The organism is Stackebrandtia sp. (assembly GCF_035643755.1).
GTDB lineage: Bacteria > Actinomycetota > Actinomycetes > Mycobacteriales > Micromonosporaceae > Stackebrandtia.
The window spans coordinates 1-26,803 of the sequence record NZ_DASQPW010000005.1 but is presented as its reverse complement, the minus strand read 5'-3'; the positions used below and the strand labels follow the sequence as shown (position 1 = coordinate 26,803).

Genomic DNA, 26,803 nt, shown 5'->3' with positions numbered 1-26,803 from the left:
TGTCGGCGCCCACGGTGAGGCTGTCGGCGCCACACACGCACGTGGTGCCCATGCCGCGCGCCACCACGGCCGCGTGGGAGGTCTTGCCGCCGCGCGATGTCAGGATGCCTTGGGCGGCAATCATTCCGGGCAGGTCGTCGGGGTTGGTCTCGCGGCGCACCAGCACCACGGCCTCCCCCGCGGCGCCCCGCTCGGCGGCGCGACGCGCGTCGAAGACCGCCGCGCCGACGGCGGCGCCCGGGGCGGCGGGCACCCCCTGGGCCACCCGCTGCGCGTCGGACGGCACGTCGAACGCCGGGAACATCAGGCGCGACAGCTGCCCGCCGTTGACCCGGTTGAGCGCCTCGTCGGCGCCGATCGACTTCTCGGTCGCCAGGGCCGCGGCGATGATGAAGGCCGCCGCGGCGGTGCGCTTGCCGACGCGGGTCTGCAGCATCCACAGCTTGCCGCGCTCGATGGTGAACTCGATGTCGCACAGGTCGCGGTAGTGGCGCTCCAACACGTCCATGATGCGCAGCAGCTCGGTGTGCGCGCCCGCGTCGATGGTGGCCAGTTCGGACAGCGGGACGGTGTTGCGGATGCCCGCCACCACGTCCTCTCCCTGGGCGTTGGGCAGGTAATCGCCGTAGGCGCCCCGCTCGCCGGTGGCCGGGTCGCGGGTGAAGGCGACCCCGGTGCCGGAGTCAGCGCCCAGGTTGCCGAACACCATGCCGACGATGTTGACGGCTGTACCCAGGTCGTCGGGGATGCGCTCGGTGCGGCGGTACAGCACCGCGCGCTCGGAGTTCCAGGACTTGAAGACGGCCTCGATGGTGAGCCACAGCTGCTGGCGCGGGTCCTGGGGGAAGTCCTCGCCGGTGTGTTCGCGCACCAGCCCCTTGAAGGTGTCGACCAGCCCGCGCAGCGCCTCGACGTCGAGTTCCACATCGGACTTGGCTCCGGCGGCGGCCTTGGCCGCGTCGATCGCCTCCTCGAAGGGCTCGCCCGGCATGCCGCACACGGTCTTGCCGAACATCTGGATCAGGCGGCGGTAGGAGTCGGCGGCGAAGCGGGCGTCCCCGGCCTGGGCGGCCAGGCCGTCCACGGTGGCGTCGGTGAGCCCGACATTGAGGACGGTGTCCATCATTCCCGGCATCGAGAACTTCGCGCCGGAGCGCACGGACACCAGCAGCGGGTCGGCGGCGTCGCCGAGCCGGCGTCCCATGGCCTTCTCCAGGGCCACCAGGTGCTCCCCGACCTGGGCGGCCAGCTCGTCGGGGGCGTCGCCGGTGGCCAGGTATCGGCGGCACGCCTCGGTGGTGATGGTGAAGCCGGGGGGAACCGGCAGTCCCAGTCGAGTCATTTCTGCGAGGTTGGCGCCTTTGCCGCCCAACAGATCCTTTTGATCCTTGTCCCCGAAGGAGAAGTCGTACACGTAGGTCGTCAACGCGGGTCCTCCAGACTCAAGAGCGTCTTCACGCGGGCGAGCCTAACGAGCATTCAGCCCGTACGACAGCCTTGTGTCGGTTTCCCCACCCGGATTCGCGCACGAGCGCCCACAACTGGCGAACACCGCTCACTAGCACGCACAATCGGGCAGTTCCTCGCACGGAAATTCGGCGGACGACCCGCGACCGCTCGGTGATGATCCCGTCCCACCCTATTCCCCAATAGACGATCGCGTGTCGCTATTGCGACAGTCGCCAATCGCCGTCGTAGGGTAGCGCACGTCACACCTTCGCTTATAGACTGCGGTCTTCAAATATTCATAGGTATGCATCCCCCGCATGCCGCAGCGAAAGTAGGCAACTGCATGAAAGCAGCCCGTCTCGCTCTCGTCTCCCTGGCCGGCGCGGCACTGCTCATCGCCTCCCCGGCCTCGGCCCTCGCCCAACCGTCCAGCTCGCACCTCGGCACCGCCGTCCACAGTCTCACGAATGTGGACGGCGCCAGCGATCACTGGACCTCCCAACGCATGAAGGACGCCAAGCTGCTCGACGTCTCCCTGGAAGGCAAGGACCTCTCCGCCAAGGTGAAGGTCGGCGCCCAACACGACGTCGATCCCACCCTGGCCGACTCCGGCGGCGACCCCTGGTCCGGCGGCGGCGACGTCGTCCACACCAGCGGCCGCGTCTTCTTCACCTTCCAGGGCAAGGACGCCGCCTGCTCCGGCGACGCCGTCACCAGCACCAACGGCAGCACGGTCCTGACCGCGGGCCACTGCGTGAAATACCAGGGAACCTGGCACACCAACTGGGTCTTCGTTCCCGGCTACGACAACGGACAGGCCCCGTACGGCAAGTGGTCGGCCTCCAAGACGCTCACCACTCCGCAGTGGGAAGCCGACGAGGACGAAAACTACGACGTCGGCGCGGCCGTGGTCTCCCCGCTCGACGGCAAGAAGCTCACCGACACCGTCGGCGGACAGGGACTGTCCTTCAACGGCGAATACAACCAGAACATGTACGCCTTCGGCTTCCCCGCCGAGGACCCGTACGACGGCGAGAAGCTCATCTACTGCGCGGGACAAACCACACAGGACGTCCTGCTCACCCACGATCACGGTCTGTCGTGCGACATGACCGGCGGCTCCTCGGGCGGCCCGTGGTTCGTCGACTTCGACGAGTCGACGGGCGCGGGCAAGCAGGCATCGGTGAACAGCTTCGGCTACACCTTCCTGCCCGGCGTGATGTACGGCCCGTACTTCGGCGACGACGTGCAGAACCTGTACAACACGGCGCAAGGCACCTGATCGAAGCACCGCGATCGGCCGGGCGGCGCGCCAACCGCCCGGCCGTTCTTCGTGTCGCGAGCGAGTCAGCCTCGAAGGCGCAGTCGCCACAGCGATACGCGTTCGGCCGCGCGGTATGGCGCGAGGGGGTCCCCGGGCGCGCGGGAGCGGGGGTGGCCGGGCGGGGTGTCGCGTCGGTCGACGACCTCGAGGCCCGCGTCGTCGAACGTCCGCGGCAGCAGGGTCGGCGACCGCAGGCCGAGCAGTTCGGCGAGATCCGACATCACCAGCCATGCCTGGCCGTCGGGGTTCAGGTGTTGGGGCAGGCCGTGGAGGAATCCCGTCAGCATCCGCGAGTCCTTGTCGAACACCGCGGAGTCCAGGGTGGTGCGGGCAGTGCCGGGTAGCCACGGCGGGTTGCACACCACCAGGTCGGCGCGGCCGGGCGGGAACAGGTCGGCGCGGGTGACGGTCACCCGATCGGCGAGACCGAGCCTGCGGGCGTTGTCGCGGGCGCAGGCCACGGCGGCGGGGGCCACGTCGGTGGCGATGACACGGTCGACGCCGCGTTTCGCCAGCACCGCCGCCAGCACTCCCGTCCCCGTGCCGATGTCGAAGGCGGCATCGACGCCCGCGATGGGCATGGCGGCGACCAGATCCACGTACTCATGGCGGGTCGGCGCGAACACTCCATAGTGGGGATGAATCCGGGCTCCCAGCGCCGGTACGGGCACGCCGTTGAGCCGCCACTGGTGGGCGCTCATGACCCCCAGCAGGTCCGTCAGCGACGCCACGCACGGGCCGTCGATCGCGCCGTATACCGATCCGACGGCGTCGGCGAGGTCGGGACCGAGCTCGACGAGCAGCATGCCGAGAATCCGGGCGCGGCCGCGGCGGTCCTGGCGGTGGCGGTAGAAGTCGGTCGCCGGGTCGCCCGTGGCCGTCCACGGTTGGCGATCCCAGTGCCGTCGCATGCCCGACAGCAGCCCGCGGGCGGCTCCGAGGCCACCCGGCCAGGCCATCGCCACGCCCTGTGACGCCTGGCGAATCGCGGCGGCGGGGGCGAGGCGGTCGCCGACGGGGGTGATGCGTCGGGGTGGTGGGTTGTGGCCCGCCGACAGCCATCGGGCCGTTCGCGGGCCCGTGGCGGCGGGCCAGGACACGAAGGGGGCATTGTGGACCTTGAGATGTTCCATAAGAGACTCCATTGATTGGAGCCGTCTTCGAACGCGCCAAGCACAGCCGTCCGAAGACGGCTCGACGTGGGTTACACGACGACCGTCACTCGGACGGCGTCCACCAGTCAATGGCCACACAGAACATGCGCCGAGCGTATCCGACGCCAGACCACTGACGCCTAGCGGACGACGTCGAAGATCTGCCTCTGGACGCCGTTGCCGTACGCCTCGTGGTCCACCAGCTTCAGGTTGGTGGCGTCCCTGTCGGCCTCGCTGAACAGGCGCAGCCCCGCGCCGAGCAGCTTGGGGAAGACCAGCAGGTTGTAGCGGTCGACCAGACCCGCGTCGGCGAGGCTCTTTCCCAGCGTGGCGCTGCCCGCCACCTGGATCGGGTCGCCGTCGGTCTGCTTGAGGGCGGAGACCTCGTCCAGCGAGCGCAGGATGGTGGCGGGCCAACGCTCGTCCTGCTCCTTCAGGGTGGTGGACACGACGTAGCGGGGCATCGCGTTGTAGCCCGCGAAGTCCTCGGTCATGGTGGGCCACACCGGCGCGAACGCCTCGTAGGAGCGGCGGCCGAGCAGCAGGGCGCCCGTTTCCTCCTGCTCGCGGCCCTTGAACTCGAAGACCCTGGGGTCGACCTCGATGTCGGTGAAGGTCCAGCCCGAATTGCGGTAGCCGGGCTCCCCGCCCGGGGCCTCCATGACGCCGTCCAGGGAGACGAAGGCGGAGACGATGAGCTTGCGCATCTTATTGACCTCTCTTGGTGCGGTTTTTTACCGTCGCACAGGTAGACGGGTCGGGGGCGCCGAACTCATCGCCGCGGCGACAGATTTTTCAGGACGCGGACGTGCAGGTGGCCGGGGTTGGGGAAGTCGGGTGGGAACGGGGGAAGCTCGGCCTCGAGGGGGTAGCCGGACTTTTCGGCGACGCGGCAGGACGCGGCGTTGCCGACGGAGTGGAGCAGCTCGAGGCGGTCGAGCGCGGGTTGGATGGTGGGGATCCAGTCGGAGACCATGGCCAGGGCCGTGGAGGCGATGCCCCGGCCGCGGGCGGCGCCTGAGGTCCAGTAGCCGACCTCGGCGGCGTTGGGGGCGAAGTCGCTGGTCATCTTGACGGCGATGCTGCCCAGCGGTGGGGCGGTGGGCTTGTCGGTGCCGTCCAGGATCGCGAAGGTGTAGCGGGTGTCGGCGGCCCACGCCTCGGTCATCGCGTCGATCCATTGCAGGGCCTCGGTTTCGGTGGCGATGTGTCGGAGGAGCCATTGGCGCATCGCCGAGTCGCGGTGGGCCGTCACCAGGGTGGGGGCGTCGTGGGGGCGCCAGGGGCGCAGCCTCAGGGCGGGGGTGGTGGCGGTGGCGTCGGTGAGCAGGTTGACGGACATGGTCCTCCTTTGTGGGATGGTGCGACGCCCAGTTCATCAGACGACATCGATGGATTGACGGGGGTGTGGGTCTTGCGCGGGGATGGGGCGGGCCCGATACTGGGTATTCCGGCATAGTGAGAAAGGTTCATGTCATGGACACGAGCTTTGGTCCCCATCCACAAGCGCGCCCCGCGAAGCGGTTCAGGCGCCTTTTGTCCATCGTGGCTGGTGTGGGGGTGGGGCTGGCGGGCGTGGTGTACGCCGCCACCCCCGCGTTCGCCGATCCGCCGACCGCGCTGCCCGCGAGCTTCACGGCCGCCGACGCCAAGTGGCAGCCCGCCATGGATTACGACGGCGACGGGTGTTACCCGACGCCCGCCATCGGTCCCGACGGGACGATCGCCGAGGGACTGAACAACTCCGGTGCCCTGAACGGCAACTGCCACGACAAGTCCGATCTGGACAACACCAACGCCTACGCCCGGTCCAAATGCGACGACAGCGGCTGGTGCGCGTACCTCTACGACTTCTACTTCGAGAAGGACCAGGCCGTGGCGGGCGTCGACTGCTGCGGGCACCGCCACGACCTCGAACACATCGTGGTGTGGGTGCGCGACGATCAGGCCGAGTACGTGGCGACGTCCCAGCACGGCGGCTACGCGGTGCACCCGCGCGACGAGGTGACCTGGAACGACACCCACGCCCGCTCCATCTACCACAAGGACGGCGTCAGCACCCACTGCTTCCGCCTGGCCAGCAGCGACGAGGCGCCCGAGAACGACTACGGCGAATGGCAGTACCCCGACCTGGTGAGCTGGGACAACTTCCCCGCGGGCATTCGCGACAAGCTGGTGAGCGCCGACTTCGGCCACGCCAGTCTGGCCATCAAGGACGGAGCGTTCGAGGACAACCTCAACAAGGCCAAGCCCGACGGCATCGACTTCGACCCGTACGCGTGAGCCCAAGCCCGGGTCACGACCAGGTCATGTTGATGGTGCGTTCGAAGGTGACGAACCCCGCGCGGTGAAACGCCTTCGCCATGGGCACGTTCGGCACGTCGGTGGAGGCCCTGATCCGCGGGACGTCCTCGGCGGCGAGGATCCGCACGCCCTCGCCGAGAACGTCGTCGACATAGCCGTGACCGCGGAAGTTCGGCAACACTCCGATGTAGGCGATGACGGCGTTGTAGGTGTTTCGCGCGGGGATCACGAACCCGACGGGCTCGCCGTCGAGCGAGGCGACCCGCCACCAGTCGCGCGGGCTCGAGAAGCCCGCGAACTCCTCGTCGAACTGCTTGGCGGCGGCCTCGCGGGGCGACATGGTCTCCAGGTCCGCGCGGCTGTGGGCGTCCAATGTGTTGTCGAGGACGGGAACCATCAGGTCGATGAGCTCCTCGCGGTCGGTCACCGACCCGAATGTCAGGCGGCCTTGGGGCGTCGGCAGCGGCGTTCCGCGCCGCCATTCGAGCCGCAACCGCTCGACCAGGGGCCGCGCCCCGAGCGTTTCCAGCGCCGCCATTCGCACGGTCACCGCGCGGTGCGATGCCGCGTTGTCCCGCCAGTCGGGCGGGGCGAAGTGGAGGTACTCGGGCGGTTCGGTGCCGTCGGGGATGATCGCGTCCAGCGCGGTTGTGACCAGGCGGACGCCGATCTGGGTGGCCTCGGCGGCGTCGAGCGTGTCGTCCACGTCGAAGATGTCGAACAGTTTCGGTTCGTCGGACCCGGAGGTGGTCCACCACGCGGCGCGGGCCAGCAGGCGCCCCGATCGCTGCGCCACCCACATCCACGAGGGGCGTCGCCGCCCCTGCGCCAGGTCGTCGGCGAACTCGTCGTTCAGCACATAGTCGAGCCCGTTGAACAGCTCGAGTTCCGCGGCGTCGGTGAGGGGACGGATCGTGAGGTCGGAGGCGGTCGTCACTTGAGGCGATCCCGCCATCCGGGCTCGCGGGCCACGACCGCGCGGTCGCCCCTCATCACGATCGGGCGCTGGATCAGGATCGGGTTGTCCGCCAGGGCCGCGATCCACGCGTCGCGGGTGCCGGCGTCGCGCTTCCAGTCACCGATGCCGATCTCGGCGGCGGCCTTCTCGCTGAATCGGGTGATGTCCCAGGGCTCGGCGCCGAGCTTGGCGAGGACGTCGACGATCTCCGCCTCCGTGGGTGGGTCCTCTTTGTACAGCCGCAGGGTGGCGTCGGCGCCGAGTTCGTCGCGGGCGGCGCGGCTCTTGGAGCAGGACGGGTTGTGCCAGACGGTGAACTGACTCACGGTGCTTCCTGGTTTCGGCGGACGGTGGACTGCGAGCCTACTCGGCGGCACGAGGGCAGGAGCAGGGCGAACATCGTGTTCCATGTCATGATGGCTGCGTGGTGACGCAGGTGCGGTTCTCGCCGCGCGCGGAGCGCGGGCTGGCGGTGGTGCCGTTTCCGTTGCTGGCGGCGGCCACGGCGCTGGAGTGGGGCGATCCCGCGCCGCGAGTTCCCCGATCGGTGCTGCTGGCGGTGGTCGCGGCGACGGCGGCGTGTCTGGCGTTGGTGCCGACGCTGCATCCGCGGTGGCCGCGGCGCCCGGCGATCTCGGTGGGGTATTTCGTGGCGGCGCTGGCGCTGATGTCCACATTGGTGTGGTTCAGTCACTGGTTTCTTTTCGCCTCTTGGGTTGTCACCGTTCAGACGTTCGTCCTGTTCGAGCTGCGCTGGGCGTTCTTCGCCGCGGCGGCGGCGAGCGTGACGATGACGGCGCTGACCTACCCGGGGTCGTCGTTTCCGGTCACCTTGGCGGCGAGCCTGCTGGCGCCGCTGCTGATGGCGGGGTGGCGGCTGGGGCGGGAGAGCCAGGTTCGGAGCGAGCTGGTGGAGGAGCTTCGGGAGACGTTGGCGCACAACGATCGGATGCGCCGCGAGCTGGTGGAGCGGGCCCGCGAGTCGGGGATGTACGCCGAGCGGCAACGCGTGTCGCGCGAGATTCACGACACGCTGGCCCAGGAGATGGCGGCGATGGTGTCGCAGCTGGAGACCGTGCTGAACGCGCCGCGCGGGTCGGACTGGCGGGGACGGGTGACCACCTGCCTGGGCCTGGCCCGTTCGGGCCTGGCCGAGGCGCGCCGATCGGTGCGGGCCCTGGGGCCGTTGGCATTGCGGGACGCCTCGCTCCCCGACGCCCTCGACGGGCTGGTCACCGAGTGGCGCCGGCGCACCGGCCTCGATGCCGAGTTCGATGTGGACGGTTGCGAACGTGAGGTCCCGGAATCGGTCGCGGCGGCGTTGTTTCGCGTCACCCAGGAGGCGTTGACCAATGTCGACAGGCACGCCGGGGCGAGGCGGGTGCGGGTGCTGCTGTCGTTTATCGATGCGACGGTGAGCATCGATGTCCGCGACGACGGCGTGGGTTTCGGTCCCGACACGCCGCGCGGCTACGGCCTCAACGGCATGCGCGATCGCATGTCCAGTGTGGGCGGGGACCTCGATGTCGAGGCGGCCCCGGGCGCGGGCACCGCGATTCGCGCCGGCGTGACGCTGTCGGAGGTGCCGCGATGAACCAGCGGGAGATCCGGGTGCTGGTCGTCGACGATCACCCCGTGTTCCGTGACGGCATCCGCCAGCTGCTGGACGACAGCGCCGGCTTCGCCGCGGTCGGCGAGGCCGCCGACGGCGCCGAGGCGCTGGCCTTTATGGACAACAACGACGTCGACCTGGTGCTGATGGACCTGAGCATGCCCGGGGTGGACGGCGTCACCGCCATCGAGCGCCTGCGGCAACGCGACGCCGACACCCGCGTCCTCGTGCTGTCCACATATGACACCGAGGAATACGTGCTGCCCGCGATCCGCGCGGGCGCCACGGGTTACCTGCTGAAGGACTCCTCGCGCACGGAACTGTTGCGCGGCATACGGTCTGCCGCCTCGGGGGAGACCGTCCTGGCGCCGTCGGCGGCCAGGCACCTGGTCGCCGACGCCCGCCGCGAGCGCCCCCTGAGCCACCGCGAACTGTCGCTGCTGCGGCTGGTCGCCCGCGGCGCCACCAACGCCGAGGCCGCCCGCGAACTGTTCGTCAGCGAGGCCACCGTCAAGGCGTACCTGCAACGCATCTATCGCGAGCTCGGCGCCCGCGACCGCGCCTCGGCCGTGGCCGCCGCGTATCGCGCGGGTCTGCTGGACTGACCGCTAGCGACGCTCCCGGCGCGCCGCCATGGCCGATCGGCTAGCGATCCCTTCCCAAAGATTCCCGGCCCGCCGCCGCGCCGCCGCGATGATGTGGGTGTAGGGACACACGACTATGCGAAAGCGGACACATGAAGAGGCACACATGGCGGTGGACGGCCGTGGTCGTGACGGTGCTGGCGGGCAGCGCCCTGGCCGTCGGTTACGGCAACGCGGACGCCGCCGACCCGATCGGCGGCGACGGCGTCGTCACCACGACCTCCGGGCCGATCCACGGCAAGCTCACCGACGACGTCGCGCGGTTTCGGGACGTCCCGTATGCCGCGCCGCCGGTCGGGCAGCGACGGTGGAAGCCGCCGCGGGCGCCGCAGCCGTGGACGAAGACGCGTGACGCCACGAAGCCGGGCCCCAAGTGCGTCCAGGCCGCCAGCGAGGGCGGCATCGACAAGAAGTCCAGTGAGGACTGTCTGACCCTCGAGGTCACGGCGCCGCGCGGCGCGTCCGACAAGCCGCGCCCGGTCATGGTGTGGACGCACGGAGGCGGGCTGATCCAGGGAGACGGCGCCTCCTTCGATCCGAGCCGGATGGCCGATCGCGGCGACGTGGTCGTCGTGAGCATCAACTATCGGCTCGGCGTGTTCGGCTACTTCGGATACCCGGGCATGTCGGGCTCGGGCGACTTCGGCCTCCAGGACCAGCAGGCGGCGCTGCGCTGGGTGCACCGCAACGCCGCCGCGTTCGGCGGTGACGCCCGCAACGTGACGCTGTTCGGGGAGTCCGCGGGCGGCTACGCGACCTGCGCGCAGTCGATCGCGCCGGGCACCCGCCACCTGATCTCCAAGGCCATTTTCCAAAGTGGAACGTGTTCGGGCCAACCGTGGATGTTCGCGCCCGGCAAGACCACGCCCCTACCGGACGCCGGGGAGTACTGGTCGCCGGTCGGCAAGGTCCAAAAGCGAGGCAGCGCCGCCGCCAAGGACCTGAAGTGCGCGGGCCCGGCGGCCCTGAAGTGCCTGCGGGACAAGAAGCCCGCCGACCTCATGGGGCAGTTCGCCGCGTTCGCGTCCCCGGCCTACGGCACCCCGACGCTGCCGGTCGACCCGAAGAAGGCGCTGGGCCACGACGGCCGCCGCATGCCCACCATGGTGGGCAACACCTCCGACGAGTCGCGGTATCTCACCGCGTGGGGCGAATACCCCGATCACCCCGTCGACGACAAGGAGTTCGCCAAGCTCACCGACGCCGCTTTCGGCGACAACGCCGACACCGTCCGCGCGAAGTACCCACTGAAACCCGGCGTGGCGCCGGAACTCACCTGGGCGCGGCTCGACACCGACCGCAGCATGGCGTGCCCGCAGATCGCCGACGGCCGACGGTTGGCCGCGCGCTCCGACACCTACGCCTACGAGTTCGCCGACCAGACCTCGCCGCCGATCGGGCCGTACCCGCCGGGATCGACCATGCCGACCGGCGGCTCCCACGGCAGCGAGCTGCTGTACCTGCTCGATACCGGAACCGTTGACTGGCAAGGACACCCGGTCAAGCTCAACGCCAAGCAGCGCGCGCTGGGCGACGCGATGATCGGCTACTGGACGCGCTTCGCGCACACCGGCGACCCCAACGGCAGCACCGACCCGCATTGGTCGACTGTGGACGCCACGTCCGGTTCGCCTCGCGTCCAGTCGCTGGCCACCGGCGAGCACGGCATCGCGCCGGTCGACGCCCGCCGGCTGCACCACTGCGATTTCTGGGACCGCTACGACGGCAGGTCCTGAGCGCGGTCCCCGGACCGTATGCTCCGGAACATGAAACTACTGCGCGCCGCCACCGTCCTGACCTCGCCGACCGCCGACCCGATCGGCGGCGGCGAGGTCCTGGTCGACGGCGACACGATCGCCGCGGTCGGTCCGCGGGGCGGCGTCGAGGTCGGCGACGACGTCGCGATCGTCGACCTGCCCCACCACACCCTGATGGCCGGGCTCATCGACTGCCACGTCCACACCGGATTCACCCGCGACAGGGACCCGATCACCGGCCACCGCGCCGAACCGCCCGCCCGGCTGGCGCTGCGCATGGCCGAAAACGCCCGCAAGCTGGTGTCGGCGGGCGTCACCACGGCCCGCGACCTCGGCGGGCGCGACTTTGTGGACATCGCGCTGCGCGACGCCATCGCCGAGGGGTTGACCGTCGGCCCCAACCTGCTCGTCGCCACCCGCCCGATCACGCCGGGCAACGGCCACTGCTGGTATCTCGGCGGCGCCGCCGATTCCCCCGACCGCATCCGCGAGGTGACCCGCGAGAACCTTCGCGCCGGGGCCGACTGCCTCAAGATCATGGCCTCGGGCGGCCAGTTGACGCCGACCGCCGCGGCGATGTGGCTGCCCCAGTTCAGCGCCGATGACATGCGCATCGTCGTGTCCGAGGCGCACGCCTGCGGCAAGACCGTCGCCGCCCACGCCCACTCCCCCGAGGCGATCCGCCGCTGCCTCGACGCCGGGGTCGACACCCTCGAGCACTGCTCGTTCCTCACCGAGACCGGCCCCGCCTACGATCCCGAGCTGGCCGCCCGCATCGCCGACGCGGGAACCTTCGTCAGCCCCACGGTGTCGGGCCTGTTCTGGAAGCTGCGGGAGTTCATGGGCGCGCAGCGCATGGACACGCTCCTGGAGCGCGTCACCCGCATGCACGAGGCGGGGGTGCGGCTGATCGCGGGCACCGACTGCGGTTTCAAGCTCAAGGGTGTGGACAACTCCGCGGACCTGTTCGTGACCTCGCTGGAGGTGTTGGAGCACGCGGGTTTGAGCCGCCGCGAGGTCCTGGAGGCGGCGACGGTGACGGCCGCCGCCGCCTGTGGACTCGGCGGCGTCACCGGCAGCATCACCGCGGGGCACCGCGCCGATCTGATCGCGGTGGACGGCAACCCGTTGAACGACTTGGCTTCCCTGCGCCGCCTCGACCTGGTGATGGTGGCCGGTCGCGCCGTCACACAGTCGACGGTGGACACCGCCGCGGTGTCCAGCGCGGTGCTGGGCTGAGGCGAGGGGTCAGCCGTCGGCGAGCCGGAAGCTCAGCTGGGTTTCCCACTTCGACATGTCCGGCTCCACGCGCGGATCCGTCAGCGAGCTCTCCATCCGGCAGCCCCACTGTTCGCCCCGGCTCGAATCCCGCACGTCCCAGCGCAGCCCCTCGTCGTCCGCCCACGCCAAGAGCTCCGCGGTGACGTCGACCAGTTCGCTCGGGTGTCCCTGGTGAACCAGGGTGGCGTACCGTCCGCCCGGCAGCGTCGCGCTGTGGACGCGTCCGGCCCCGGCCACCACCGTGGCCGTCGGAAATCCCACCTCCAGCTCCAACGCGCGCGCCATGTCGATGACCCTGTACCTGAAGAAGGGCGCGCCCGCCGGCGCCGCGCCCCGCGACGCGAGCCATTCGGCGACCTCGCCGATGAGCGGCGGCGCCAGCTCACCGAAGTCGCTCATCGTCACCGACACCGGGATCGCCGCGTAGGGCTGCTGTGGGCGCTCCACGATATGGGGTTTTACGGGCATGTTTCCTCCATGAAGAATCCGTGGCGCGAGACGCGCGGCCCATTGTGCACCCCGGGTGCGACGTCCGGCCGCGGCGAGCGTCCATAAGCCGCCCATGCCCCGCTTGACCTGGTGGCATTCAACCGCAAGGATTACCGGCGTACCAGTCAAAGAGAGGATACGGACATTGCGCCGAAAAGCTGTCATTGTGGGTCTGTCGCTGCTGGCGATCGGGGTGAGTTCCGCGATCACCTATCAGGCGATGGCGGACGACGCCAAGGCATCGGGGGCGCCGGGCGAACAGTGGCCCACCGCCTTCGCCGACGAGTTCAACGGCGATCAGGTCGACAAGTCGAAGTGGTCGATCTACTCGGACGCCGAAAGCGATCAATGCCTTGGCAACCAGGGCAACAAGCAACTCGAGTGGCACACCTGGGATTCACTGTCCGAAGCGGACGGGCACCTGACGATCACGGCGCGAAAGAACAGTCCCCACAGCGGTTACGACTGGTCCAGCGGCCTGATCACCACCGGCCACGCCTGCGACCACGGACCCGACTCCGCGTTCGCGGTCAAGCCCGGCGACTACATCGAGACCCGCCTCAAGCTCCCCGAGGAGAAGGGGTTCTGGCCGTCCACATGGACGTGGAATGGTGATGGTTCAAATGAACAGGACACCTACGAGTACTACAGCGACAACCCGCGCAAGCTCTACCTCACCAACCAGACAGACAAGTCCGGGTGCGAATACGCCGCCGACGCCGACCTGACCGGCGACTGGCACACCATCGGCGAACAGATCGGCCCCGACAAGACGGTGTGGTACCTGGACGGCAAGAAGCTGTGCGACGGCGGCGCCTACTCCGGCGACGGCGCGCTGCTGGTCGACATGTTCGTCTTCGCCGACATTCCGCCCACCGTGGACAAGGCGTCCATGGACCTCGACTACGTTCGGGTGCATCGCGAAGGTTAACGCACCTCGGCGGCGGGCACCGTCGACGGAGTTTTCCTCCACAGTGCCATGAGCGGGAACAGAAGCACCGACAGCATTCCCGCACCGATCATGGCCGTGGCGGTGCCCGCGCTGATCACCTTGGCGGTCTGGCCGATGTTCGCCAGCACCACCACCAGCGGCAGCTGGGTGGCGGCGAACAGCGACAACACGCGACGCTCGCCCCTGTCGGGCACCGCCGTCCGGTGGGTGAACCAGGTGACCACGGCGCGCGCCACCAGGAACAGCGCCAGGAAGACCGGAAGCAGCACCAGCGCGGAGGTGCTGCCGACGAGCGCCTTCACCTGGAAGTCCACGCCGGTCATGACGAAGAAGAACGGGATCAGCACCCCGTACCCCACGGCATCCAGTTTGGACGCCACGACCTCACCCTCCTCCTGGCTGATGGTCGAGATCAGCCCGCGAATGACGATGCCCGCGGCGAAGGCGCCCAGGATGATGTCCACGCCCACCTCGTAGGCGACCCACACCAGGAACACGATCGCCAGAAACGCCAGCCGCACCGCGAACTGGACGCTGGTGCCCAGCGTCTGCGACAGCATCCGCGACACCTTGCCGGACCGGGGACGCATCGCCAGCACCGCCACCCCCACCGCGAGGACGCCCGCCCCCAACAGCGCCGGGTCGATGGAGTCGTGGCCGTCGCCGCTGAAGAACACCGCGATGACCACGATGGGCGCGAACTCCCCCACCGCGCCGATCGCCATGATGTGCCAACCGAGCCGATGCTCCAGCAGCCCGGCGTCGCGCACCATCGGCAGGATCGTCCCCAGCGCCGTGGTGGACACCGCTACCCCCACCAGCACCCCGGCGCGCACGTCGAACAGAACCAGCATGGACAGTCCGATGCCGACCGCCAGCGAGACGACCCAGCCCAGCGCGGCGAGGTTGAGCGGCCTTCCTTTGATCCGGCTCAGGTCGAGCTCGTACCCGGCGAGGAAGAACAGCATGGTGAGGCCGAGCTGCGAGAACAGCTCGGTGAGGTCGGTGCCGGCGACCACGCCCAACAGCGACGGTCCCAGGACGATCCCCAGCACGATCTCCACCACCGGGGTCGGCAGTCGGAGCCGGTCGGTGATCAGCGGGGCGATGACGGCCGCGGTGTACACCAACACGACGCCCAGCCACGCGGAGTCATCGTCTGTCAGCACCCGGTCAGGTTATGAGGTGCGGCGGCGCGAGGAGCCCCGTTTGGACGATTCGCGCCGCCGCACCGCGCCGTCAGGTGTCCCAGGTGACGGGGAGCGCCTTGATGCCCCCGGTGAGCTGGTCGTCGTGCCACTCCAGCTCCTCGACTCCGACGGCCAGCCGCATGCTCGGGAACCGCGGGATCAGTTGGGAGAACACCGATCGCAGCTCGATGCGGGCCAGCGGCGCGCCGATGCAGTAATGCATGCCGTGCCCGAATCCGACGTGGGTGTTGCCGGTGCGCGCCACGTCAAACCCGTCGGGGTCGTCGAAGGCGCGCGGGTCGTGGTTGGCCGTCGAGATGTCCAGGATGACCAGGTCGCCCTTCTTGATCGACGCGCCCGACACCTCCAGGTCCTCTCGCGCGTAACGGAACAGCCCGCCGCTGCCGCTGGCGGGCGCCCGCACGATCTCCTCCACGGCGGTGTTGAGCAGTTCGGGATCGTCCAACATGGCCTGCCATTGGTCCCGGTTGGACAGCAGCAGCACAGTGCCGAATCCGATCCTGGTCACCGTGGTCTCGTGCCCGGCGAACAGCAGCCCCGCGCCCAGCCGCGTCACCTCGCCGTCGTCGAGCTTCTCGTCGGGCGAGTTCGCCAGCGCGCTGAGCACATCCTCGCCCGGGTTGGCCCGCTTCTGCATCACGAGCTGGTAGATGTACTGGGTGAGCTTTTGCAGCCCCTCGGCCGACCGCTGCGAGTTGTTGACGATCCCAGCCTCCTGGCTCCAGGCATGGAAATCGTCTCTATCCTCATAGGGCACGCCGAGCAGCTCGCAGATCACCAGCACCGGCAATGGCAGCGCCAGCGCCTGGTGCAGGTCGACCGGCGGCTTCCGCGCCGCCAGGTCGTCCATCAGCCCCGACACCAGCCCTTCGACCCGCGATTGCATGCGGCGCATGTGTTTCGCCGAGAACAGCGGCTGGAGGCGCCGTCGCAGCAGCACCGCCTCCTCGGGCTCGGCCTCGAAGTCGCCCCGGGGTCCGTTGCCGAACAGCGCCGAGTCGTTGACGCGCGAGGCGTTGTCGGGGTCGGGATGCGAGCGCCCCAGCCGGTCGTCGCCCAGCAGCTCGCGCACCTCCTGGTACCGCGTCACCAGCCACGCCGGGTCGCCCACGCGGGTGGTGACCCTGTGTATCGGCCCCTGCCTTTGCAGGTCCATGGCCTGCGGCGGCGGCTGCAAGACCCGGGTGCGTTCGAACGGAAGGGTGGGAGTGGTCATCACTGCTCCTACATGTTGACGTCACTAAGTACACTCTAACGTAAACATCGCCCACCGCTATACTCCCGCACCAAGATCTTTCCGCGAAAGGAGGCGCCCGATGCCCACCGCCTCCCCCACGCCGGCCTCCCGCCTCCCCCGCCCCGAACGCCGCGAACAAATCCTCGCCGCCGCCACCCGCGCCTTCGCCCGCGGCGGCTACGCGGCCATCGGCCTCGACGACGTCGCCGCCGAGGCGGGCATCAGCCGCGTCATCCTCTACCGCCACTTTGACTCCAAAAAGGACCTATACCACTCGGTCCTCGACCGCGCCGGCGACCGCATCTCCGCCCACATCGACACCACCGACTACGGCCCCGCCACCCTCCCCGCCCTCCTCGCCGCCGCCACGGCCGACCCCGACGGCTTCAAGCTCCTCTTCCGTTACGCCGCCCGCGAACCCGAATTCCGCGACCGCGCCGACCGCTTCAACGCCCAGGCCATCTCGATCGCCCACCACCAACTCACCCGCTACATCGAAGACCCCGCCTGGGTCCGCTGGGCCGCCCAGCTCGCCCCCATGTTCACGGGCGAGGCCATCGTCGCCTGGCTGGACGCGGGCATGCCCGACCCCGACACGGCGCAGGCGAGGATCGCCGCGGTGCTGGACGCCCTCATCGAGGCGGCGCGCGGAGCGACACCGCGCTGAGGTCCCATCGCCACACCCATGACGGACTCACTGGACGCCCTGACCACCCATTTGCGACGGTTCGCCCGCGACCGTGACTGGTAGCCCCGAAGAACCTCGCCATGGCCCTGGTGGGCGAGCTCGTCGCCGAGTCGCAGTGGTTGACGCCGACGGAAGCTGAAAGCCTCGGCCCCGACGCGAAATCGAGCGTCGCCGCGGAGATGGCTGACGTGTTCATCCACCTGGTGCGCATGACGGATGCTATGGGAATCGATCTGTTTGACACCACCGATGCCAAGATGCACTGCAATGCCACCCGATTCCCCACCGCCGCTTCGCATGTGGTCGCCCACAGACCCCCGAAGGCATTGCCGCATCCAGATATATTGACGTATCAGGAGCGGCGAGCGACACGGAGACACTCCAGCACGGTGATCCGCATCCTGCGACGGTTCCGAACGCAAGGAGTCAGGGTGAGTGTGTTCATGCAGCCAGCGTCGCCACAGGCCACGCAGGTCAAACGGAACTACCGTCGAACCATCTCCAGGCCCGTTCGGCTGAGCGATCACGCCGATGTGCTCGACCCTCAAGTACTTCGAGCGCTCGAACTGCTCTTCCCCAGCGGAGAAGCACCCATGTGGGGAGTCAAGCCAGGGAAGAACGAGGATCGACCGCGACAAAAGAGCCCGGTGGCCGAATTCCATGCCCTTCGTCCCGGCGATGTCGTGTTCTTCACTGGCGACAGCAAGCTCTACTTCGGGGGGACGGTCGCACTCACGTGGATCAACGACGACCTGGCGAATCGACTGTGGGGCATCGACAGGACAACGGGAAAGTCTTGGCGCTACATGTACGCACTCACCGAAGTCCAGTCTCGCAGGATACCGATGTCCGAGGTGCGCAAGACCGTCGGTTGGAAGAACGAGGATCGTCACGTTCGCAGTTTCGGACGGCTCAAGCCCGCCGAAGCCGACGGACTGCTTGAGCTGCTCTCCTGGAACACCGCATCGACGGACTCCGCCGACATGGACGCGCTGGAGAAATCCGACACCTATGACGGCGAACTGGTACGAGAGGCCGTTCGGAAGGCTCGCGGCGAACAAGACGCCTTGCGCAAGAAGCTGTTCCCCGACACGACCGCGAGGTGTGAGCTATGTGGACGCGATCTACCCACCGAATTGCTGGTCGCGGCTCATATCAAGAAACGCCAACATTGCACGGACAACGAGCGTCGTTCGATGGAAGTGGTCATGGCCGCGTGCCGCCTAGGCTGTGACGAGCTCTACGAGCGCGGACTCATCACGGTCGCGGACGACGGCTCGATATCCATCAGCCCCCAAGTCGCCTCGTGGACCTCAGTGGAGGATTACGTCAAGGAAAGGCTGGCGAATCGAACGGTCGCCAACTGGCATGAAGGTCAACGACCCGTTTTTTACCGATGGCATCGGACGCACACGTTTCGAGGTGGCGTGGATCTGTGACGGGGCGCCAGGCGTGGGCGGGGTTATGCCACTGTGGCGCACAGCGCGATCACGCCGTGGTTCTCGGACTCGCCGCGCCAGTGTTCGATGTCGCCGAAGCCGTTGTTCCGCAGCTCGTCGCGTGCGGAGTCCAGCCATGCATCCGCCGAGCCGCCGCCCGACCGGGCCAGGGCCCAGTCGTGGGTGAGGGTCACCAGGCGCGAGCCCGGGCGCAGGACGCGGGCCACCTCGCGGGCGCTGTCGGGGAGGGGGTACCAGAGTTGGAGGGTGTTGACGCTGATCGCGGCCGTGAAGGTGTCGTCGGGCCAGGGGATGGCGGTGGTGGTGGCGCGTTTGAGGGTGACGCGGCCGTTGTCGATGGCGGCGGCGTTGAGGGTGGTGGCGCGTTTGTGCATGACGGCCGAGGGGTCGATGCCGCCGATCCAGCCCGCGGGGAGGCGGGGGGCGAGGTGGTGGATGCCCAGGCCCGGGCCGAAGCCGATGACGAGGACGGCGTCGGATTCGTTGGGGGCGAGGGTGGTGACGGCCTCGCGTTCGGTGGCGGCGTTGCCCTTTTCCATGGCGCGGGCCGTGAGTCGGCCGATCGGGCCGCCGAAGATGGCGCGGGATATGCGGTGCATTGCCGCCTGGCGGTCCATGGGGTAACCGTAGGACGGTGAGGGGTGGGGCGTCAATCGTGCCGGGTCAGGTGGCGAGATCGGAGGGGTCGGTGTTGGCGCCGCAGAGGATGACGACGACCCGCTCGCCGGGCGCGGGGCGGTAGGCGCCCGAGGTGAGGGCGGCGTAGGCGCAGGCGGCGCCGTGTTCGACGGCGACGCGGTAGTCGGTCCACAGTGTTTTGCGGGCGGCGGCGATGGCGTCGTCGTCGACCAGGAGGCTCGCGACGTCGTGGGTGGTGGCGACGTCGAAGGCGATGTCGCCGATGCGGGGGGCGCCCAGGGAGTCGGCGGCGACGCCGGCGACCGCGACGTTGGTGGGGGCGCCCGCGGACAGTGCGGTGTGGAGGGTGGGGCAGGCGGCGGGTTCGACCGCGACGACGCGGGCGGTGTGGTCGAGGCCGACGGCGAGGCCCGCCATGAGGCCGCCGCCGCCCACCGAGACCAGGACCGTGTCGGCGGTGGGGAGCTGGTCGCGGAGTTCCAGACCCAGGGTGGCCTGGCCCGCGCAGATTTCGGGTTGGTCGTAGGCGTGGCAGAACAGGGCGCCGGTCTCGGCGGCGGACTTGGTGGCGGCGTCGTAGGCGACGGCGTATTCGGTGCCAATCTGGTGGACCTCGGCGCCGAGGGCGTGAAGCTTGGCGACCTTGACGGGCGGGGCGGTCTCGGGGACGTAGACGGCGGCGGGGACGCCGAGGGTCTTGGCGGCGTGGGCGATCGCGAGCCCCGCGTTGCCGCCCGAGGCGGTGACCACGCCCGAGGCGAGGGGGGCGGTCTCGGTGGCGGCGAGGAGGCGGTTGAAGGCGCCACGGGCCTTGAAGGAGCCGGTGTGCTGGACGAACTCGCACTTGAACCAGGTGGAGTTGTCGGCGAAGACGGGGGTGGTGCGGATGTGGGGTGCGATGCGGGTGCGGGCGGCGTGGGCATCGGCGACGGTGATCACTGGCGGCTCCTTCCGTGTGGTGTTGCAGACCCTATCCCCCGCGGCGAGGGGTCAGGGAGCGTCGAGGGCCCGGCGTGCCCAGTCGCACAGGAGGTTGAGCATGACGGCGCGGCGGGCGAAGACCTGTTGGGTGTCGGAGTCGGCGTCGTAGTTGGCGGAGCCGACGGCGACGCCCTCGGCGAGGCGGCGGATCATGAGGGGCGCCAGCCAGGGGTATTTGGTGGCGGCGGTGATGGCGACGGCGCGGTGGACGGTGGAAGGAGAGCCCGTCCAGCCTCCGTCGCTGAGTCCGTCGATATAGGACTTAATGGTGGCGTCGACGATGTCGGGCAACAGGTCGGTGTCGAAGAGGCCGTCGGCGACGGTGTCGGGGATGAGGTTGCCGATGTCCTCGCCGATCGCGCCGTCGCCGACGAAGGACCAGTCCAGGAGCATCGAGGTGTCGCCGCGCGCGATGAGGTTCATGGGCCACACGTCGAGGTGGCACACCGTGCGGGGCAGGGACTCGGCGAGGGTGATGAGCCGGTTTCGGTTGCGCCACAGGGCCTCGACGCCCTCGCGCAGCGGACGGTCCCAGAGCCGGGCCACGGCGGGGTGGTGCCAGGGCACGGGCTCGGGGACGGGTTCCTTGGTGACGTAGCCGCGCAGCCAGCGGCGCGACAGCCACGGGTGGGGGCGGTCGCGGTCGGCCCAGCGGGCCTGGGCTCGGCCGAGTTGGCGGGCGAAGGCGGCGAGTCGCCCGACGGTCCACCGAGCCCCAGGAGCGCCGTCGATGTACTCCAGCCACAGGAGACGCGATCCGTCCTCAAGGGAGGTTGTCTCGAGCAGTGCGGGGGCCGACAGGCCCGTGTCGGCGCAGTATCGGGTGACGAAGCCGGTTTCGTAGGCCAGGATTTCGCGGCGCCAGAAGTTCCAGTGCTCGGGGTCGTCGCTTGCGGCCCAGTGGGACGGGCCCTCGCCGCTGGGGGTGGCGTGCTTCAGGATCGCGGTGCCGTCGGTGCCGTCGACGCGCCAGATGCCGCCCGTGGCCTGGTTTCCCGCGTTGTGGGCCAGCGGGGTGACCGTGACGGGGTCGCCGACGGGGGTGGAGGCCAGTTCGGGAAGCACCGAACGATTCTGCCACCGCGGGGCGGGAGGGCGTCCCCCTGGCGTTCATCGCACGGCGCCCGTTGGGGGTCCCCGCCGCCGCCGGGACGCCGGGTCAACCCCCCGTCGGCTCAGGAGTTTTCCGAGGTCACGTCGAGCCGACGGGGTCGCCGTCACCGCGTCGTGAAGGCGCCGCCGTTGACGTGGAGGGTCTGGCCCGTGATGTGGCGGGCGCCCGGGGAGGCCAGGAAGCCGATCACCTGGGCGATGTCGTCGGGGGTGCCCGGGCGCTTGACGAGCGTCTGGTTGATGAGGCGCTCGTGGCGTTCGGGGGTCATGGCGTCGCCGAAGAAGTTGGTGTCGGCGACGTAGCCCGAGGAGATGAGGTTGCATGTGATGTCGCGGGGGCCGAGTTCGGCGGCGAGGAAGGCGTTCCAGGCGGCGAGGGCGGCCTTGGAGGCGCCGTAGGATCCGCCCCCGCGTTCGGCGCCGATGGAGCCGATGCTGATGACCGCGCCGCCGGCGGCGAGCTTGTCCTTGACGGCGGCGGTGGTCAGGGTCGCGGTGAGCACGTTGAGGGACATGGCCGACAGCCACTCCTGGGCCACGGCTTCCAGCGGCGGGATGCCCTCGGGGACGTCGGGCGGTAGGCCGCCCGCGGCGTTGACCAGGACGTCGACGGGGGCGTCCAGGCGCTCCGCCATGGCGGCGACCTGCTCGGGGCGGGTGCCGTCGCACGCGATGCCCTCCACGCCGAGGCGTTTGGCGGCGGGGTCGACGGTGTCGGCGTGGCGGCCCGTGATGGTGACGGCGGCGCCCGCCGCGGCGAAGTGCCGCGCGGTCGCGGCGCCGATGCCGCTGGTTCCTCCGGTGATGAGCACGGTGGGGCTCATGGGTCCTCCCGATCGGGTATGTTTAGGTCTAAACATACCAAGGAGGCGGACGAGTGGCGAATCCACCGACCAGCCCCGCGGAGATCGCGGCGGCCTGGCAGCGCGAGCGGCCCGGCACGCCGACCGACTCCATCGAGATCGTCACGCCGATCTGGCGGCTGGGCAAGTACTTCGCCGACGATCGGGCGCGGGTGTTGCGCGCCGCGGGAATCGACGCGGCCACGCTCGACCTGTTGTCGGTGATTCGGCGCTCGGGCCCGCCGTATCGGCTGACCACCCGCGAGCTGACGGAGCGGACCCTGGTGACGGCGGGGGCGATCTCGCAACGGGTGGCGCGGGCCGAGCGGTCGGGGCTGGTGCGGCGCGCGCCCGGCGACGGCGGGCGCAAGAGCGTCGCGGTGTCGTTGACCGACGAGGGACACGCGCTGATCGAGCGTTCCGTGGACGAGGTGCTCGGGCGGGAGGCCCGCCTCGTGACGGGGCTGACGGCGACCGAGCGGGCGGCGCTGGCGGAGCTGCTGGAGAAACTCACCGCGGACGTCCGCCGGCGACTCGGGTCGTTATACGGACGGGGGGTATAGTCTCGGGCGGTACCCGTCGGAAGGCCCACCATGAGCGCGCGCCTGAGCCCACTGTGGCGCTTCGTGCTGCTGGCGTTGCTGGCCTTCGGAATCGCGGGGATGCACACGCTCGGCCACCCGCACCAGGCCCACGACGCCATGGCGGGCATGCCCGACACCCACGTCACGGCGGCCGCCACCCCCGATGACGGCCTCGCCGTCGTCGCCCCGCGCGGCGACATCGCCGACGAGATGTGTCTGGCCGTGTTGACCTCGGCGTTCCTGCTGATCGGCGCCGCGGTGGCCCGTCGGTGGATCGGGCGCGACGCGCCGGCCTCGCGCCCGCGGTCGACCGCCCGCCACGACAGCACCCGGGGTCCGCCCCGCCTGATTCCCTCCTGTGTGGCCATCGCGGCCGTGGCGGTGCTGCGTATATAGGAGCCGCCCGTTCGGCATGCCCTTATACGTCAACACTTTCAGGAGAATGACATGAAGCGCACCACCAAGATCCTGTCCACTATCGCCCTGGTCACCGCGGCGGCCGCCGTCCTCGCCGCGTGCGGCGGCGGGGGTCACGACATGGACGGCATGGACGACAAGTCCAACGCCAAGGACCACAACTCCGCGGACGTGATGTTCGCGCAGATGATGATCCCCCACCACGAACAGGCCGTGGAGATGGCCAAGCTCGCCGCCGACCGTGCCAAGGACCCCGAGGTCGCCGACCTGGCCGAGAAGATCTCCGGCGCCCAGCAACCCGAGATCGACACCATGACGGGGTGGCTGGAGAAGTGGAACGAGTCCACCAAGCCCACGATGGGCCATGACATGCCAGGCATCGTGTCCGACAAGGACATGAAGAAACTGAAGGACGCCAAGGGAACCGCGTTCGACAAGCTCTTCAGCCAGGACATGATCGGTCACCACGAGGGCGCCGTCGACATGTCGAGGGATGAGAAGTCCGACGGCAAGTACAAGGAGGCCATCGGCATGGCGGGCGACATCATCAAGGCGCAACAGGCCGAGATCAAGCAGATGAGGAAGATCGTCGACCGACTGTCCTAGAACGACCGACGCGGCGGTTCGGGGATGGGTCCTCGGGCCGCCGCGTCCGTTTGGCCGTACGGACGATTGTGTGGCACCACTGAGGACGGTAATCCTGGATACCGTGCGTGGTCTCAGAAAGCTGCCGTTGCTGGCGCATGTCGGCGTGATGTTGGCGAGCGCGTGCGCGGTGGCGGCGTTGGCGTGGTGGTGGTTCGGGGCACCCGACCTGTCGGGGCCGTACTCCGATTCCGAGCGGATCGATGTCGCCAGGATCGTTCTGACCATTGTGGGTGGACTCGGCGGCGTGGTGTTCTTGACCGTCACCTATCGCAGGCAGTCCGACAGCGAGGCCGCCGAACGGCGAGAAGACACCCGCGTGTTCAACGAGCGGTTCGGCGCGGCGGCGACCCAGCTGGCCAGCGCCGAGGCCGCGAACCGGCTGGCGGGTGTGTACGCGATGGCCGGGCTGGCGGACGACTGGCACAAGGGACGCCAGACCTGCATCAACGTCCTGTGCGCCTATTTTCGGATGCCCTACAACCCGCCCGACGAGCTGCCCGAGGACGTGGTCGCCGAGCGGCGGGCGGGGCTGCGCACGGCTCACGAGGAACGGTTGGTGCGTCACGCCCTATTGGACACGATCGCCGAACGGCTGCGCGCAGAGGTCGTGGACGGCAAATCGTGGCACGGACATTACTTCGACTTCAAGGGGGCGGTGTTCGAGGGCGCGAACTTCTCGATAGCCAAGATCACTGGCGGCGCCCTGAGCTTCGACCGAGCCAGATTTGTCAGCGGAGTGGTGGCGTTTCGCGAGGCGGAGTTCAGCGGAGGTGCCATGTCGTTCTGCGACGCACGGTTCGATACGGGGCGCGTGGAGTTTTACCGCTGCGACTTCAAGGCGGGGACATTGGTTCGTAGCGACGGTGACGATCAAGGAGTGTTGTCCTTCACGAGTTGCGAGTTCACCGCTGGCGACTTTCGGGTCGTCGTGCTCGAGCCCGATCAGGACTTACGCCGCTTGCGGACCCACCGAAACAGGATCCCGAAACCCCATCCCACCAGGAATATCATCAGCAGCGCGATCCACAGCGGCATGTTCACCTGGCCGAGCCACAGGGTGACGCGGGCGTTTTGGGTGTTGGCCAGGATGAACCAGACGATGATCCCCGCCACGGCCAGGGCCCCGATGAGTTTCAGGATCGAGAATCCGCCCGAGGCGGACGCGGCGTCGCTGGGGACGCCGTCGGTGGGGAGATCGGCGGCCATGGTGGGTGCCCTCCTGTCGTAGGTGCTGGCCCACCATTGTCGCCGTCACCCGCGGCCCGGTTGACGCATGACACACCCGCGAGGCGGAATCGAACCGGGGCCGCCAGGGTTGTTGGGGGCGTGAGTCGCGAGGTGGATGTGGCCGTGATCGGCGCGGGACAGGCCGGGCTGTCGGCGGCGCACTTCCTGCGCAAGGCGGGGTATCGAGCGGACGAGTCCTTTGTGGTGTTCGATCATGCGCCGGCCCCGGGCGGGGCCTGGCAGTTTCGCTGGCCCACCCTGACCTTTCGAACCGTGCACGGCATCTACCACCTGCCCGGCATGGACCTGCCCGAACGCCGCGACCCCGCACCCGTGGCGCCCGCGGTGTCGGAGTACTTCCGCGCCTACGAGGAGCGCTTCGATCTGCGGGTGCGGCGGCCGGTGGACGTCCGAGGCGTCGACAACGCCGCCGACGGTCGGCTGCGGATCGACACCAGCGACGGCGAGTGGATCGCGCGGGGCCTGATCAACGCCACCGGCACCTGGGACAAGCCGTTCCTCCCCTACTACCCGGGACGGCAGACGTTCGCCGGGCGGCAACTGCACACCGTGGACTATCGCGGGCCGGGCGAGTTCGCGGGGCGGCGGGTCGTCGTGGTGGGCGGGGGCGCCTCGGGCATCCAGCTGCTGCTGGAGATCGCCGAGGTTGCCGCCGATACCACCTGGGTGACGCGGCGGCCGCCGGTGTTCACCGATCGGCCGTTCGACGCCCGGTGGGGGCGCGAGGTGGAGGCGCGGGTGGCCGAGCGGGTGCGGCGGGGCCTGGTGCCCGAGAGCGTGGTGGCGGCGACCGGGTACCGGATCACGCCCGAGGTGGCGGCCGGGATGGCGTCGGGGGTGCTGGATCGCCTGCCGATGTTCGACCGCGTCACCGCCTCCGGGGTCGAGTGGAACGACGGCCGCCGGGTGGTCGCCGACGTGATCCTGTGGGCCACCGGTTTTCGCGCCTCGCTGGATCACTTGGCGCCCTTGCGTTTGCGGGGCCCGCGCGGCGGGATTGCCATGGACGACACCCAGGTCGCCGCCGACCCGCGCGTCCACCTGGTCGGCTACGGACCCTCGGCGAGCACGCTGGGGGCCAATCGGGCCGGGCGGCGGGCGGTGCGGCGGCTGCGGCGATACCTCGGCGGCGATCAGACCTTGAGCTTGTCGGGAAGGTCCAATGTGAGCGCCACCATCTCGTCGGCGGCCAGCACCGGCTTAATCGTCTTGTCGGTGCTGGACGGCGCCTTGTCGATGGCCGGCGTGAGCACGAACTTCGCGACGGTCTTGTCGCCGCGCAGCACGTACACGGCGTAGCTGGCCACACTGAGCCCGCCGGAGTTGGTGGTGTGCGTGACCTTGAGGATCGGGAAGCTCTCGCCGGTCTTCCAGGAGCACGCGTTGCCCTTGGCGTGGCAGTCGACCAGTTCCTTCGGCGAGCCAACCAGGCCGGGTTCGTAGATCGAGACCTCGTAGTCGCTGGGATAGTCCGCGTCGGACGCGTGCTTGTCGGCCACCCATCCCTGGCTGTACAACAGTTTCCGGGTCAGGCCGCCGTCGCGGGACGTCTCGGTGAAGCGTCCGAAGTCGACGGTGTTCCGATCGCCCTGGCCGTGGACGGCGACGTCGGCGGCGTTGGCGTCGAAGGTGTCGGCGAGGGCGCCGGCAACCTTGGTGGTCGACTCGCCGTGGAGGGGGCGCCGCTCCTGCCGGTTCCAGTTCGGCACGTCCCAACCCTCGCCGCCGGCCGACGGTGAGGACCGGTCCCCATCGCCTGGTTCAGTATTGGTCGAGGCAAATATGCTCGGCGCCAACACCACGGCCAGCGC

27 protein-coding genes are annotated in these 26,803 nt (G+C 69.4%); 13 read left to right on the top strand and 14 right to left on the bottom strand.

The window, feature by feature from the left end:
- Positions 1 to 1,426 (bottom strand): pyruvate, phosphate dikinase (locus VE172_RS00350; protein WP_324795520.1); only part of this gene is annotated, 1,426 nt, incomplete at its 3' end.
- A 366-nt stretch (positions 1,427 to 1,792) separates the two neighbouring features.
- Between VE172_RS00350 and VE172_RS00345 the strand changes: the two genes are divergently transcribed.
- Complete coding sequence (locus VE172_RS00345; RefSeq protein ID WP_324795518.1) at positions 1,793 to 2,731, top strand: trypsin-like serine peptidase; 939 nt, start codon at positions 1,793 to 1,795, stop codon at positions 2,729 to 2,731.
- A gap of 65 nt (positions 2,732 to 2,796) precedes the next feature.
- Here VE172_RS00345 and VE172_RS00340 read toward each other — a convergent pair whose 3' ends face one another.
- The 3 genes from VE172_RS00340 to VE172_RS00330 all read right to left on the bottom strand — a co-directional run bounded on the left by VE172_RS00340 (position 2,797) and on the right by VE172_RS00330 (position 5,269).
- Positions 2,797 to 3,906 (bottom strand): class I SAM-dependent methyltransferase, encoded by a 1,110-nt coding sequence (locus VE172_RS00340; RefSeq protein ID WP_324795515.1) that lies wholly within the window; start codon positions 3,904 to 3,906, stop codon positions 2,797 to 2,799.
- A gap of 161 nt (positions 3,907 to 4,067) precedes the next feature.
- Entirely contained in the window at positions 4,068 to 4,634 is a 567-nt protein-coding gene (locus VE172_RS00335) for a dihydrofolate reductase family protein (RefSeq protein ID WP_324795512.1), read from the bottom strand.
- 65 nt (positions 4,635 to 4,699) lie between these two features.
- Entirely contained in the window at positions 4,700 to 5,269 is a 570-nt protein-coding gene (locus VE172_RS00330) for a GNAT family N-acetyltransferase (protein ID WP_324795510.1), read from the bottom strand.
- 134 nt (positions 5,270 to 5,403) lie between these two features.
- On the opposite strand from VE172_RS00330, the gene VE172_RS00325 reads away from it, so the two are divergent.
- On the top strand, positions 5,404 to 6,210 hold the full coding sequence (locus tag VE172_RS00325) for an NPP1 family protein (protein WP_324795507.1): 807 nt from the start codon (positions 5,404 to 5,406) through the stop codon (positions 6,208 to 6,210).
- Positions 6,211 to 6,223: 13 nt separating this feature from the next.
- Here the strand turns inward: VE172_RS00325 and VE172_RS00320 are convergent, their stop codons facing one another.
- Together VE172_RS00320 and VE172_RS00315 are read right to left on the bottom strand one after the other, a co-directional pair.
- Complete coding sequence (locus VE172_RS00320; RefSeq protein WP_414715041.1) at positions 6,224 to 7,186, bottom strand: GNAT family N-acetyltransferase; 963 nt, start codon at positions 7,184 to 7,186, stop codon at positions 6,224 to 6,226.
- Entirely contained in the window at positions 7,165 to 7,515 is a 351-nt protein-coding gene (locus VE172_RS00315; RefSeq protein ID WP_324795501.1) for an ArsC/Spx/MgsR family protein, read from the bottom strand. The genes VE172_RS00320 and VE172_RS00315 overlap by 22 nt, the downstream gene beginning before the upstream one ends.
- 98 nt (positions 7,516 to 7,613) lie before the next feature.
- Here VE172_RS00315 and VE172_RS00310 point away from each other — a divergent pair, with 98 nt between their 5' ends.
- From VE172_RS00310 to VE172_RS00295, 4 genes are all read left to right on the top strand, one after another.
- Positions 7,614 to 8,783, top strand: coding sequence for a sensor histidine kinase (locus VE172_RS00310; protein ID WP_324795498.1), 1,170 nt, complete (start codon positions 7,614 to 7,616; stop codon positions 8,781 to 8,783).
- The gene (locus VE172_RS00305) at positions 8,780 to 9,406 is read left to right on the top strand and encodes a response regulator transcription factor (protein ID WP_324795495.1); all 627 of its coding nucleotides are present in this window, start codon (positions 8,780 to 8,782) and stop codon (positions 9,404 to 9,406) included. Before VE172_RS00310 ends, VE172_RS00305 begins: the two co-directional genes overlap by 4 nt.
- Positions 9,407 to 9,537: 131 nt before the next feature.
- Positions 9,538 to 11,181, top strand: a complete 1,644-nt coding sequence (locus VE172_RS00300) for a carboxylesterase/lipase family protein (RefSeq protein ID WP_324795492.1) — start codon at positions 9,538 to 9,540, stop codon at positions 11,179 to 11,181.
- A gap of 30 nt (positions 11,182 to 11,211) precedes the next feature.
- The gene (locus tag VE172_RS00295) at positions 11,212 to 12,441 is read left to right on the top strand and encodes an amidohydrolase family protein (RefSeq protein ID WP_324795489.1); all 1,230 of its coding nucleotides are present in this window, start codon (positions 11,212 to 11,214) and stop codon (positions 12,439 to 12,441) included.
- A gap of 9 nt (positions 12,442 to 12,450) precedes the next feature.
- On the opposite strand, the gene VE172_RS00290 is transcribed toward VE172_RS00295, so the two are convergent.
- Complete coding sequence (locus tag VE172_RS00290; RefSeq protein WP_324795487.1) at positions 12,451 to 12,951, bottom strand: GyrI-like domain-containing protein; 501 nt, start codon at positions 12,949 to 12,951, stop codon at positions 12,451 to 12,453.
- Between the two features lie 166 nt (positions 12,952 to 13,117).
- Between VE172_RS00290 and VE172_RS00285 the strand changes: the two genes are divergently transcribed.
- Positions 13,118 to 13,903 carry a glycoside hydrolase family 16 protein gene (locus tag VE172_RS00285; RefSeq protein ID WP_324795484.1) on the top strand — a complete coding sequence of 262 codons (786 nt, stop codon included), beginning with the start codon at positions 13,118 to 13,120 and terminating at the stop codon, positions 13,901 to 13,903.
- On the opposite strand, the gene VE172_RS00280 is transcribed toward VE172_RS00285, so the two are convergent.
- Both VE172_RS00280 and VE172_RS00275 read right to left on the bottom strand, forming a co-directional pair.
- Positions 13,900 to 15,093, bottom strand: coding sequence for a cation:proton antiporter (locus VE172_RS00280; protein WP_324795482.1), 1,194 nt, complete (start codon positions 15,091 to 15,093; stop codon positions 13,900 to 13,902). The two genes, VE172_RS00285 and VE172_RS00280, sit on opposite strands and share 4 nt — an antisense overlap.
- 70 nt (positions 15,094 to 15,163) lie before the next feature.
- Entirely contained in the window at positions 15,164 to 16,351 is a 1,188-nt protein-coding gene (locus VE172_RS00275; protein WP_324795480.1) for a cytochrome P450, read from the bottom strand.
- Positions 16,352 to 16,451: 100 nt separating this feature from the next.
- On the opposite strand from VE172_RS00275, the gene VE172_RS00270 reads away from it, so the two are divergent.
- The gene (locus VE172_RS00270) at positions 16,452 to 17,039 is read left to right on the top strand and encodes a TetR/AcrR family transcriptional regulator (protein WP_324795478.1); all 588 of its coding nucleotides are present in this window, start codon (positions 16,452 to 16,454) and stop codon (positions 17,037 to 17,039) included.
- A gap of 101 nt (positions 17,040 to 17,140) precedes the next feature.
- Entirely contained in the window at positions 17,141 to 18,499 is a 1,359-nt protein-coding gene (locus tag VE172_RS00265) for a hypothetical protein (protein WP_324795476.1), read from the top strand.
- A 23-nt stretch (positions 18,500 to 18,522) separates the two neighbouring features.
- On the opposite strand, the gene VE172_RS00260 is transcribed toward VE172_RS00265, so the two are convergent.
- From VE172_RS00260 to VE172_RS00245, 4 genes are all read right to left on the bottom strand, one after another.
- Positions 18,523 to 19,137, bottom strand: a complete 615-nt coding sequence (locus VE172_RS00260) for a class I SAM-dependent methyltransferase (protein WP_324795474.1) — start codon at positions 19,135 to 19,137, stop codon at positions 18,523 to 18,525.
- A gap of 46 nt (positions 19,138 to 19,183) precedes the next feature.
- A complete protein-coding gene (locus VE172_RS00255; RefSeq protein ID WP_324795471.1) occupies positions 19,184 to 20,098 on the bottom strand; it encodes a threonine/serine dehydratase in 915 nt (304 codons plus the stop codon).
- A 51-nt stretch (positions 20,099 to 20,149) separates the two neighbouring features.
- Positions 20,150 to 21,205, bottom strand: a complete 1,056-nt coding sequence (locus VE172_RS00250; RefSeq protein WP_324795467.1) for a phosphotransferase — start codon at positions 21,203 to 21,205, stop codon at positions 20,150 to 20,152.
- Between the two features lie 152 nt (positions 21,206 to 21,357).
- Positions 21,358 to 22,077 (bottom strand): SDR family NAD(P)-dependent oxidoreductase, encoded by a 720-nt coding sequence (locus tag VE172_RS00245; RefSeq protein WP_324795464.1) that lies wholly within the window; start codon positions 22,075 to 22,077, stop codon positions 21,358 to 21,360.
- 53 nt (positions 22,078 to 22,130) lie between these two features.
- Between VE172_RS00245 and VE172_RS00240 the strand changes: the two genes are divergently transcribed.
- Genes VE172_RS00240 through VE172_RS00230 form a run of 3 tightly spaced genes read left to right on the top strand, consistent with a single transcriptional unit; the run spans position 22,131 to position 23,702 of the window.
- Positions 22,131 to 22,658 (top strand): MarR family winged helix-turn-helix transcriptional regulator, encoded by a 528-nt coding sequence (locus VE172_RS00240; protein WP_324795462.1) that lies wholly within the window; start codon positions 22,131 to 22,133, stop codon positions 22,656 to 22,658.
- 30 nt (positions 22,659 to 22,688) lie between these two features.
- On the top strand, positions 22,689 to 23,075 hold the full coding sequence (locus tag VE172_RS00235; protein WP_324795458.1) for a DUF6153 family protein: 387 nt from the start codon (positions 22,689 to 22,691) through the stop codon (positions 23,073 to 23,075).
- A gap of 51 nt (positions 23,076 to 23,126) precedes the next feature.
- Positions 23,127 to 23,702: a DUF305 domain-containing protein gene (locus VE172_RS00230; RefSeq protein WP_324795454.1), complete on the top strand. Its 576-nt coding sequence runs from the start codon at positions 23,127 to 23,129 to the stop codon at positions 23,700 to 23,702.
- Positions 23,703 to 24,686: 984 nt separating this feature from the next.
- On the opposite strand, the gene VE172_RS25615 is transcribed toward VE172_RS00230, so the two are convergent.
- Entirely contained in the window at positions 24,687 to 24,779 is a 93-nt protein-coding gene (locus tag VE172_RS25615) for a hypothetical protein (RefSeq protein WP_414715042.1), read from the bottom strand.
- Positions 24,780 to 25,070: 291 nt separating this feature from the next.
- Between VE172_RS25615 and VE172_RS00220 the strand changes: the two genes are divergently transcribed.
- Entirely contained in the window at positions 25,071 to 26,291 is a 1,221-nt protein-coding gene (locus VE172_RS00220; RefSeq protein ID WP_324795448.1) for an NAD(P)-binding domain-containing protein, read from the top strand.
- The last annotated feature ends 512 nt before the right edge of the window (positions 26,292 to 26,803 follow it).

What these genes read in the sequence shown, in the direction of transcription:
- VE172_RS00335 (WP_324795512.1), bottom strand. Translation starts at nt 4,634, where the DNA reads ATGCGCAAGCTCATCGTCTCCGCCTTCGTCTCCCTGGACGGCGTCATG.
- VE172_RS00230 (WP_324795454.1), top strand. Translation starts at nt 23,127, where the DNA reads ATGAAGCGCACCACCAAGATCCTGTCCACTATCGCCCTGGTCACCGCG.
- VE172_RS25615 (WP_414715042.1), bottom strand. Translation starts at nt 24,779, where the DNA reads ATGCCGCTGTGGATCGCGCTGCTGATGATATTCCTGGTGGGATGGGGT.
- VE172_RS00345 (WP_324795518.1), top strand. Translation starts at nt 1,793, where the DNA reads ATGAAAGCAGCCCGTCTCGCTCTCGTCTCCCTGGCCGGCGCGGCACTG.
- VE172_RS00340 (WP_324795515.1), bottom strand. Translation starts at nt 3,906, where the DNA reads ATGGAACATCTCAAGGTCCACAATGCCCCCTTCGTGTCCTGGCCCGCC.
- VE172_RS00320 (WP_414715041.1), bottom strand. Translation starts at nt 7,186, where the DNA reads ATGGCGGGATCGCCTCAAGTGACGACCGCCTCCGACCTCACGATCCGT.
- VE172_RS00265 (WP_324795476.1), top strand. Translation starts at nt 17,141, where the DNA reads ATGGCCCTGGTGGGCGAGCTCGTCGCCGAGTCGCAGTGGTTGACGCCG.
- VE172_RS00305 (WP_324795495.1), top strand. Translation starts at nt 8,780, where the DNA reads ATGAACCAGCGGGAGATCCGGGTGCTGGTCGTCGACGATCACCCCGTG.
- VE172_RS00245 (WP_324795464.1), bottom strand. Translation starts at nt 22,077, where the DNA reads ATGAGCCCCACCGTGCTCATCACCGGAGGAACCAGCGGCATCGGCGCC.
- VE172_RS00300 (WP_324795492.1), top strand. Translation starts at nt 9,538, where the DNA reads ATGAAGAGGCACACATGGCGGTGGACGGCCGTGGTCGTGACGGTGCTG.
- VE172_RS00260 (WP_324795474.1), bottom strand. Translation starts at nt 19,137, where the DNA reads ATGGACCGCCAGGCGGCAATGCACCGCATATCCCGCGCCATCTTCGGC.
- VE172_RS00275 (WP_324795480.1), bottom strand. Translation starts at nt 16,351, where the DNA reads ATGACCACTCCCACCCTTCCGTTCGAACGCACCCGGGTCTTGCAGCCG.
- VE172_RS00235 (WP_324795458.1), top strand. Translation starts at nt 22,689, where the DNA reads ATGAGCGCGCGCCTGAGCCCACTGTGGCGCTTCGTGCTGCTGGCGTTG.
- VE172_RS00290 (WP_324795487.1), bottom strand. Translation starts at nt 12,951, where the DNA reads ATGCCCGTAAAACCCCATATCGTGGAGCGCCCACAGCAGCCCTACGCG.
- VE172_RS00330 (WP_324795510.1), bottom strand. Translation starts at nt 5,269, where the DNA reads ATGTCCGTCAACCTGCTCACCGACGCCACCGCCACCACCCCCGCCCTG.
- VE172_RS00325 (WP_324795507.1), top strand. Translation starts at nt 5,404, where the DNA reads ATGGACACGAGCTTTGGTCCCCATCCACAAGCGCGCCCCGCGAAGCGG.
- VE172_RS00270 (WP_324795478.1), top strand. Translation starts at nt 16,452, where the DNA reads ATGCCCACCGCCTCCCCCACGCCGGCCTCCCGCCTCCCCCGCCCCGAA.
- VE172_RS00295 (WP_324795489.1), top strand. Translation starts at nt 11,212, where the DNA reads ATGAAACTACTGCGCGCCGCCACCGTCCTGACCTCGCCGACCGCCGAC.